The organism is Neisseria sp. P0009.S008 (assembly GCF_051958615.1).
GTDB lineage: Bacteria > Pseudomonadota > Gammaproteobacteria > Burkholderiales > Neisseriaceae > Neisseria > Neisseria subflava.
The window spans coordinates 1-271 of record NZ_JBQCVG010000065.1 but is presented as its reverse complement, the minus strand read 5'-3'; the positions used below and the strand labels follow the sequence as shown (position 1 = coordinate 271).

The window sequence follows — 271 nt, the reverse complement described above, 5'->3', positions numbered from 1 at the left end:
GGCTGAAAATAAATCCTTTGAGACCTTCCTGACTCCGGCCTGTTACGATCAGATAGCCCTGAATCATAATCCATAATGTCAGCAATGCCAAAACCATTGTAAGGGCGAGGTTTAAGTTTTTAGATAAGACTACTTCGGTAAAGTAGCCGATTCGCGCATAAAGATAGTCGCGAATGCCAGTATAAAGGAGTAAATCCATCATAATGAGAAGAGCTTTCGATTAATTTTTGTAAAACGATGAGATGATCGATTTGTCTGGGCCGTCTGAAAC

At 40.6% G+C, this 271-nt stretch carries 1 pseudogene; it reads right to left on the bottom strand.

What is annotated here, in order from left to right:
* A pseudogene (locus ACTHSQ_RS11275) lies at window positions 1-202 on the bottom strand (type IV secretion system protein); the annotation flags it as partial.
* Window positions 203-271 lie beyond the last annotated feature (69 nt).